The 9,379-nt window shown below is 65.8% G+C and carries 5 protein-coding genes; all 5 read right to left on the bottom strand.

The genetic code is table 11. The features are described 5' to 3' along the window. The coding region (locus tag JSV65_00890; GenBank protein ID UCH34940.1) for a 3-hydroxyacyl-CoA dehydrogenase at window positions 1–353 on the bottom strand (353 nt) is incomplete at its 3' end. 84 nt (window positions 354–437) lie between these two features. Beyond that, the gene (locus JSV65_00885; protein UCH34939.1) at window positions 438–1,631 is read right to left on the bottom strand and encodes a thiolase family protein; all 1,194 of its coding nucleotides are present in this window, start codon (window positions 1,629–1,631) and stop codon (window positions 438–440) included. A gap of 338 nt (window positions 1,632–1,969) precedes the next feature. Continuing rightward, window positions 1,970–5,485 carry a VCBS repeat-containing protein gene (locus tag JSV65_00880; GenBank protein ID UCH34938.1) on the bottom strand — a complete coding sequence of 1,172 codons (3,516 nt, stop codon included), beginning with the start codon at window positions 5,483–5,485 and terminating at the stop codon, window positions 1,970–1,972. Between the two features lie 122 nt (window positions 5,486–5,607). After that, on the bottom strand, window positions 5,608–6,786 hold the full coding sequence (locus JSV65_00875; GenBank protein UCH34937.1) for a pyridoxal phosphate-dependent aminotransferase: 1,179 nt from the start codon (window positions 6,784–6,786) through the stop codon (window positions 5,608–5,610). 185 nt (window positions 6,787–6,971) lie between these two features. Continuing rightward, a complete protein-coding gene (locus JSV65_00870) occupies window positions 6,972–9,209 on the bottom strand; it encodes a penicillin-binding protein 1A (protein ID UCH34936.1) in 2,238 nt (745 codons plus the stop codon). Window positions 9,210–9,379: the final 170 nt, after the last annotated feature.

Here is a 9,379-nt window from a genome sequence, read left to right as displayed (position 1 = left end):
GTGTTGCTGGCGAGGATGCACGTCTCCGGCGTCGCCTCCTCGAGCTCCTTGAAGATCTTCTTCTTCAGGTCCATCTTCTCGGGGACCGCCTCGATGACGATGTCAACATCCCCAAACCCGTCGTACGTCGTGGAACCCGAAATGAGCGCCATCTTCGGTTCCACATCGGAAGCCGACATCTTGCCCCGATCAACCCGCCGCTGGTAGATCGACCGCGCTTTCTCAATGCCTTTGTCCACCAGTTCCTGATTGACGTCCTTGATCACCACCGGCAGACCGGAGAAAGAGATGGTCTGCGCGATCTCCGCGCCCATTGCTCCCGCACCTACAACCGCTGCCTTGTAGATATACATGGCTACCTCCTGGGATTTCGAGTCCCTGTACTCACGTCCCGCGGAACGCGCCTAAACGGTCCATGCAGGCCCGCGCCGTCCCGCCTATTTCCGCTCGACGACGATCGCGCCACCCATGCCGCCGCCGACGCACTCCGTGGCCAGGCCGTATCGGGCGCCTCGGCGCTTCATCTCGTTGAGCAGCGTGATGACGATGCGCGCTCCCGTGCACCCCACCGGATGCCCGAGCGCAATCGCGCCGCCGTTGACATTCGTGATGTCCATGTTGAGATGCAGAATCCGGTCACACGCTATGACCTGCGCCGCGAATGCCTCATTAAGCTCAATCAGGTCCATATCCTCGAGCTTCAGCCCGGCACGCTCGAGAGCCAGCGGCGCGGCCTTGGTGGGCCCGACCCCCATGCGCTCCGGTTCCACAGCTGCGAATCCGTACGAACGGATGTAGCCCAGGGGCTCGTTGTAACCGAGTTCCTTCGCCTTCTCCTCGGTCATGATGAGACAGGCCGCCGCGCCGTCGCTGATCGGGCACGCGTTCCCCGGGGTCACGCTTCCGCCCTCCTTGAATACCGCCGGGTAGGACGACAGCATTTGCTCCGTCAAGGCGACGTTGATGCCTTCGTCCTCGGTGATGATATCCGGCGGCACTTCTCGCCCCGCGACTTTCTTGGGCACGGTGACAGGAACGATCTCATCCTTGAACTTGCCTTCGCGAGTCGCGCGGAACGCCAGCTTGTGGCTGCGGACGGCGAAATGGTCCTGCTCCTCGCGGGTGATGTCGAATTCCTCGGCGAGGTTCTCCGCCGTGCGCCCCATGATCTGATTGCAGACCGGGTCGGTCAGTCCTTCCCACAAGGAGTCTATCAACTCCGCGTGGCGCAGGCGCTTGCCGAAGCGGGTATCGCGCGAGACATAGGGCGAGTTGCTCATGCTTTCGACCCCGCCGGCGATGTAGATCTCGCCTTCACCCATCTGAATGCACTTGTAGGCGTCGGCTACGGCCTGCGCCCCGGACGCGCAGTTGCGGTGTACGGTCCACGCGGGCACGTGGAACGGGATACCCGCATTGAGCGCAACGACCCGCGCGGTGTTGGGGGAGTCACTGGTCTGGATGCAGTGCCCGAAGACCACCTCGTCAATAATCGCGGGATCGAGTTTGCTGCGCTCCAATAGGGCTTGTGTAACAGTCGTGCCGAGGCGATGTGCGGGAACGTCCTTGAGCACGCCGCCAAGCGTACCTTGCGCGGTGCGAACGCCATCAACGATTACGACTTCCTTCATGGATCCCTCCACCCGAGCCAGCCCCTTCATGGAGCCAAGCCCATGCTTGTGCATTTGTGCACGAAGTCGCCGATATTATCAGCCGGCACACGGTGCCGGCTTGTCTGTCCGGCTGGCGCAATCGGCTGCCAGCCGCGCCGGGCCTGTCCCTCGGAACCGACTCACAGACCGCTTGTGCTGTCCTTCACAGACCCGCGCTGGTACACCTTGATTCGCGCTCCACGCGCGCTTTCCTTCCTTTATTTCTGAACCAATTCTCGCCGCCAGTGCGGCCACTTCGGCACGCCGTGCCATCTGCGAACATCTGTATCGTTCCGCTCCCTTACGCCGCTCGGAGCCTACCGAGGCCCCAGCAAGGACATAGTCATCTCCGCGATGCGCTCCCGCGCATCCTGCAGCACGGGCCAAACGGCCCGCTCTTCGATTACGGTTCGAACCAGGCGGTCAATCTCGGCTCGAGCATCTCGCGCGCCCGGTTCCCCGCGCGAGACTGCGTCTTCTACCGCCCGGCGAGCCAGCCACAGGGCTTCGTAGTCCTCGACCCCGTCGCGGCAGGCCTCCCAGCGCTTGCTGGGGATCGGTCCGTCCCGCCCGGGATACACGAGCAGGTATTCGTCCTTCGTCGGCGTCCACGGGTCGTCGGGACTCGTGCAGTAGGTCCAGAACCCCAGGCCATTGAGGCCCATCTGCCACCCCAACCACGCCTGGTGACGGTAATAGCCGAGCGGTGATATCCGCTTCACGCGCGGGAAGCATTCATATGTCCACACCTCCGGGCTGTCGGCGCGCATGATCGCCAGCCGCTCCTCGGGATACATGTCAGGCGTCGGCCCCCAAACGCGATAGAAGGAATCCTGCTCCGGGCACCAGATGTCCACGTACGGCGCGGCGCGGCGGAGATCTTCCCGGCTCATTACCACGATGGGGTCGGTGTAGTTCCGGATGCGAGGGTCGGCCGCCTTGATCCGCCGCCCGTGCTCGATGAGGTACTCGATTCGCGGCCCATGCTCGAGCCCCGGCTCGTCCGTGACGTAGATCGCCCAGTCCGAGTAATCCAGCCCCTTCTCGGCGAGGTGCGTGGCGAGCAGCCTCAGGGCGCGCGTATGCGCTCCCTGCTCGGCCTCCGGCGGCGCGGCGCCCTGTCCGACGAACTTCAGGCCCGGCTCGTTGATAAGGATGATGCCGTGGCCGGCGTACCGGTCGAGCTGCGTGTCCAGCGCATCCCAGTCCGGCTCGAGCACTTCCCCGGTATCGTCGTACGGAATCGTGACGCCGCCGGATACGGTGAACACCGTGTTTTTGTGCGCCACCAGGTCAGCCATCGCCGCGTCGATCCGGTCGGCGAAGGCGCTGTTGTCGAGATATGCCCAGGTGCAGAAGCGCACGGGCGACTTCTCGGGCAGAGCGATAGGCCACACGCGCACCCGCAGCGGCACGACGGCGCTCTTGCCATCCGGCGTCATCTCAGTGAGGGTGATCCTCCCCTCATAAAGGCCTGGAGCCGCTTGTCCGCTCCTCACGGTGACCCACAACTGCGCCGCGCGCATCGGCGCGATGCGAATGATGCCCGCCTCACCGAGCGACACCAACGCGTCGCCGACGCGGTCACCTGCATGTCGCGGCACCATCGTCGTCTCGCGCAACACGAGATGCTCGCCCGCCGGAAGCGTCGTCCCATCTTCTGCGACCAAGTCAGCCGCCGCCACCCTCACTTCCAGCGGCTGCGCCGAAACATTGAGCAGATTCGCCGCGGCCGCCTCGTATTCGCCCTGGTAGAGCGAAACGGCCAGCGCCGCCGAGACCGGCGATTCCGCATCCAGCCACGCACTGCCGGGATCGAAGGAATCCCATGGGTTGGCGGCCCACGTCACGAGAGCGTCGGTGCCGCTCTGCGAGCGCTGTCGCTCGACCGCGCCTGTAAGGGCCCGCAACTCTGCTGCGACTCGCAGATCCCGTCGGGCCCAATCCAGCGGGGATGCCGGTTCACCGGTCCCCGCCGGGACCGCCGCCGCTCGCGCTGCCGCGAGGGCGACCTTGTTCGGCCAGTTCAGATGAAGTTGCCGAATGGAGAGATCCGCCATGGACAGCGCATCCTCGTGCACCAGCTTGCAGGCACTGACGGCCGACAACGAGATGTCCGCGGATGCGGCCGCCATGACCCGCCCGTCCGGGACACTCACCTCCACGCACTGCACGCCCGTCGGCCAGTTATCCGCGACCGGCAACGGGATGCCGAACACATCGTCTTCCGTCAGCACTTGGTCAATGCGAAGCTCGCGGGCGCCCGACGTCGTGCGGACCGTGGTCAGCAGCACGGCGGGCACATCCGCGGGGCGGCCGACCCCGGCCGTCAGCACGCCGTCCACCAGCGACGCCGCGTCGTGTGACAGGGCGATGGCACCGGTCTGTGCGCCACGTGCTCGCTGCAGGTCAGACGGCGTCGCCCCGCCGCGCTGCTCCGGCGCACATCCCGTCAACTCCGCGTTGCCGCGCGCTCCAGCCCATGCGACCTGGACATCGGCCGCCCCTCCGGCGCGCACACAGCACGTGGCGAAAAGCCTGGTGGCCGCGACGATCTCCAACCGTCCGTCGGCATCAAGGTCAGCCACGACCGCAGTGTCCGTCATTCCGCTGTCCGCCAGGAGCACCGGCTTGCCCGTCTCGAGAGTGTAGGTCGCCTCAATTCCCCCGCCGGCGCTGATCACGTACAGCAGTTCCCGGCGCTTCATGCCGAAGACGAGTTCCAGCGCCCCGTCGCCGTCCACATCGGCGATGGCCGGTGGCGCGATAGCTTCGTCGCCGTGGTCCGATGTCCGCGATTCCGGCTTGAACGGCAGACGCCAACGCTCGCCGCCCGTCGCGTCACAGCAGTAGAGAACGCCGCGGCCGTCGCTGAAAACGATTTCGGCAGTGCCGTCGTCGTCCAAGTCGGCGGCGGCGATGCTGGGTGTGACTCCCCACTCTGTGGGCACGGTGGCGAGCGTTTCACCCGTCGCGCCGCGCAGAATGTAGAGATGGCGGTCATCGCTGCCCACGATGATTTCCGCGGATCCGTCGTTATCCAGATCCGCGATCACGGGCGCGCCGTAGCATGCGGCACCCGCCTTGAACTGCCACTTCCAGTCGCCGCGGCCTGAGAGGCAATAGAGATAACCCGGCTCCGTGACGAACAGGATCTCCGCGGCGCCGTCGCCATCCACGTCACCCGCGGCAGGCGCGCACGTCGCGTCGCGATTCAGGTAACGCTCGAAGTTCCAGTTGAAGCGAGAGATGAAGGGGTCCTTGTCAACCGGCCGCCGCGCGTTTTCGGCCAGCAGATGCCACAGGACCCGGCCATCGGGGCCGAGGCATGTCAGCCCGCCGTGGCCGTCGGCCGCCAGCACCTCCAGCCGCTCGTCGCCGATCAGGTTGGCGCAGACCGCCGAACCGATCATGTCCTCGACCGCCCGGCGCCATGCGATGGTGCCGTCGGCGCGCACGCACAGCACTCCGTCGTCAAGCGCCACGAGCAGCTCGGCGTGCCCGTTGCGGTCCACGTCCGCGACGGCGAGAGTCCCCTGCGCGTCGCCCTCGAGATCCAGCGACCACACTTGCCGGCCCGACCCATCGCTGATTATCAGCCGCTGACCCAGCACCACGGCGAGAAAGCGGGGCACGTCGCCGACCATCGGCGCGTAGGCCACGGGCCCTGCGAGAACAGGCATGTTGGCCGGGCTCTGCTCCGTCGGGTCGCGGTCAATGCGCCAGACTTCCGTCACCCCGGCGGCGAGCGCACAACTCGCGCATAGTGCGACCAACGCCGCGGCAACCAGAGCGCTGCGCATTCGAGGGACTACGCGGTTCAGATTGGGCATCGAAGCGACCTCTCCGATCCTGATTCGAGCCAGGTGTGGTAACCCGCCGCTCGAAGATTCTGTTTCGTGGGGATGCCGGCCTGTCGCGGCAATGCTACGCCTGCTGATGGTCGCCGGCCACATCAGCCGCGCGAGCCGAGATACTCCCGCAGGCGGGCGACTCCCTCGCGGATGTTGTCCAGCGAGTTGGCGTAGGAGAAGCGCACATACCCCTCAGCGTTGCGCCCGAAGTCCACCCCGGGCGCGACCGCGACCTTGGCGTGTTGCAGCAGTTCGCGAGCGAACGCCACCGAATCGTCACACATCCGCCGCGCGTCCGCCAACACGTAATACGCACCGCTCGGTTCGGATCTCACCCCGAAGCCCAGCTCTCGCAGAGCGGGGACGAGGTAGCGCCGGCGCTCGTCATAGGTGCCACGCATACGCTCGACTTCTGCGTCTGCGCTGCGAATCGCGGCCACGCCAGCCCATTGGGCGAAGGAGTTGGCGCAGATGAATAGGTTCTGCTGGATCTTCTGAATGGCCCGCACGGACATCGGCGGCGCCACCACGTATCCGAGTCGCCAGCCCGTCATCGCATATCGTTTCGAGAAGCCGTCGAGCACGAACGCGCGATCCGTGAATCGCAGCATGGTCTGCGCTTCGACGCCGTACGTCAGCCCGTGGTAGATCTCGTCGGAGATGACCGGCGGCCCCAAAGCGGCGAGTTCCCCGAGCACCGATTCCTCGAGGACGACGCCGGTGGGATTCGCGGGCGAGTTGACGATGATCGCTTTCGTGCGCGGCGTGATATGCTCTGCGACCCGCGCCGGGTCGTACTGAAACCCGTCGGCTTCCGAGAGCGGGAAGAACACACACCGCCCGCCCAGCAGTTCGACGAAGTTCGGGTAGCAGGCATAGCCCGGATCGCTGATGATGACCTCGTCGCCCGGCTCGACCAGCACTGCCAGCGCCAGCAGCAGGGCGGGGGAGGTGCCCGAGGTGATAACGACCTGATCGCACCTGACCTCGACGCCGTAGTGCTCGCGATACCGCTCGCAGATGGCCTCGCGCAGCTCGGCTATACCCATGCTGTGCGTGTAGCGCGTGTGTCCGGCGGCGATGGCTCGATTCATCGCCTCTACGATGCAGGCGGGCGTAGGGAAGTCGGGCTCGCCCACCTCGAGGTGGATGATGTGTTCTCCCTGGCGCTCGAGAGCGAGGGCCTCTTCGAGGATGTCCATGACCAGGAAGGATGTCATGGTTTCGGCCCTGCGCGTCAGCAGCCGAGATAAGTCGCGAGAGGGGGTGCGGTCGGCCATGCCGGAATTCCTCGGCGCTCCAATTCGATGTCACGACGCCGCAACCTGCCGAGGCGCCCAGGTCGCTGATGCGGCGAGGCCGATTCGCGTCGGCACTGCCGCGCGGGTCGCAGCGGCCTGCCGCCGAGGGCTGCGAGGCGACTGCACCCGAACACGTCCGCCACAACAGCCGGCCTAGCCCGCTCTCACCACAGCACTTCGTCCAGGTCGCTCCCGGGCGGGGGCTTGTGGATGCTGCAACTCGTGGTCGGCGCGTCCCGCGGGGCGAAGCGCCGGTTGACGACGCTCGGGCAGTGCTCCGTCGCGAGCTTGCCCGATTCCGAGCACACGCTGAGGGTGATGGCGCCGGCCACCTCGGGCGCGCCCTGTGACCCGGGGCCGTGCAGGTCACACGATACCCGCGGGACCGCGCCTCGCTGCTCGGGCGGATATTCGACGACTCCTGTGTTCGGGCATTCGGGTCGGGCGAGCTTGTTGGAGTCCAGGCAGACGCGGACGCGCACCGGTCCGGTTTCGGGCTCGCCCTCTCGCGTAGTCGGCTCCTGCCGTGCCGGGCGCTCCTCGTCACGACGCGCCCTCGCGGGATTACGCTTCTCGATGATCTGCATCGCTTGGGTCATGAAGTCCGCCCAGATCGGAGCCGGCACGGTACCGCCGAAGACGCGGCGCATGGGGCTGTTGTCGCGGTTGCCGACCCAGACGGCGCACACCAACTCGTTGGTGTAGCCGATAAACCATGCGTCCTTGTAATCGCTCGCGGTGCCGGTCTTGCCCGCGGCGTGCCATTTGATGCGCGCGCGATGGCCGGTGCCGCGCCTGATGACGTCCTGGAGGATGTCGTCCATCACGGCAGCCGTCGCCTCGGACAGAACCTGATGCGTCTCGGGCCGATAGGTCACGAGAGCGCTGTCGTTGAAGTCGGTGATTCGCTCCACCGCTCGCGGCTCCGCCCTGCGCCCTCCGTTGGCAAAAACGCCAAAGGCGCTGGCCATGTCGAGCGCAGTCACGCCAGATGTGCCCAACGCCAGGGATAGGTAGGGGTCGAGCGGATCACGTATCCCCATGCGATGGGCACACGCCACAACCTTGTCTATGCCCACCTCGTCCGCGAGCTTGACGGCAATCACGTTCACCGAATGCACCAGCGCGTTGCGCAGCGTGATGGAGCCGCGGTGCTTGCGGTCGGCGTTCTTCGGCCGCCATGGCTTGCCGCCGGCGCCTCGATAGCTGACCGGTTCGTCCACCATAATGGTGTCCGGAGTGAAGCCGGCGTCCATGGCCGCGGTGTAAACGAATGGCTTGAACGCCGAGCCTGCCTGCCGTCGCGCCTGCGTCGCGCAGCTGTACTGATCCTTATTGAAATCCAGCCCGCCGACGAGCGCCTTGACCGCGCCCGTTCTGTAGTCCAGCGCGATGAGCGCGCCCTCGCTGACGTGCAAGGGCTTCGCTCTGCGGACGCCGTCGCGCACCGCGCGCTCCGCCGCCTCCTGCATCTTCCAGTCAAGGGTCGTATAGATCTTCAGGTTGCCGCGGTAGATGGCGTCGGCGCCGTGCTCCTGCACCAGTTCGTGCAAGACGTAGTTCGTGAAGTAGGGCGCCTTGTACTCGCTCAACCCGAGCGGTCGCTTGGGCTCTCCCAGGCCAAGCGGCTGCTCTACCGCTTTGTCCGCCTCCGCCGCGGTGACGTATCCCTCATCGCGCATCTTGCGCAGCACTTCGTCGCGCCTGACCGTGGCGGCGTCGGGGTCGAGAAACGGATTGAAGTCGTTGGGCCGCTGCGGAATGCCCGCGAGCAAGGCGCACTGTGCGAGGTCGAGTTTCTGCACCGGCTTGTCGAAGTACGTCTCGGCAGCCACGCGCACGCCGTAGGCGCCATTGCCATAGTACATCTGGTTGAGGTACAGCTCGAGGATCTCCTCCTTCGAGTACGTGCGCTCGATCTGGAGCGCGAGGATCATCTCTTGGAGCTTGCGGCCGAAGGTGCGCTTGGGGCTGAGGTAGACGTTCCGCGCAAGCTGCTGCGTGATGGTACTGGCGCCGCGCACGATACGCCCACCGAGAACGTTGTCGCGAATGGCGGCTACGATCCCTTTCGGATCTACGCCGTGATGCTGATAGAACCGCCGGTCCTCGACGGCGATGGATGCGAGCTGGAGTTCCGTGGGGATCTCAGTCACGGATAGAAACTCGCGGTGTTCCTTGGCGACCCGCCCGAGCAGGACGCCGTCGCCCGAGTAGATCTTGGCCCCTTCGGCGGGCCGGATGCCGGTGATGTCGCCCGGAGCAGGGAGCACCTCCATCATGCTCGAATACACTCCGGCGACCACACCACCCAGCAGCGCCGTGAGGGCGACCACCATGAACGCCGCGACCGTGATCAGGCGCCATGCCAGACGGCGTCTCGCTCGTTGTCTCGGAGACAAACCTCGTACTCCTCCTCGTACGATTATACCCGACGGACTGCCGCAGCGCCAAGCGCCCTGAGGTTAGACGTTGTCCGACGGCGAATGGATTACCTGGACCGTCTCGGCCAGGAAAAAGCCAAGACTCTGCGGCTGGACCACGCTCGAGAGGAGCCTGACGATGCGAAGCG

This window comes from Armatimonadota bacterium (assembly GCA_020354555.1).
Lineage (GTDB): Bacteria > Armatimonadota > Hebobacteria.
This window is presented reverse-complemented; position numbering and strand designations above follow the sequence as displayed.

What these genes read in the sequence shown, in the direction of transcription:
- JSV65_00885 (UCH34939.1), bottom strand. Translation starts at nt 1,631, where the DNA reads ATGAAGGAAGTCGTAATCGTTGATGGCGTTCGCACCGCGCAAGGTACG.
- JSV65_00880 (UCH34938.1), bottom strand. Translation starts at nt 5,485, where the DNA reads ATGCCCAATCTGAACCGCGTAGTCCCTCGAATGCGCAGCGCTCTGGTT.
- JSV65_00875 (UCH34937.1), bottom strand. Translation starts at nt 6,786, where the DNA reads ATGGCCGACCGCACCCCCTCTCGCGACTTATCTCGGCTGCTGACGCGC.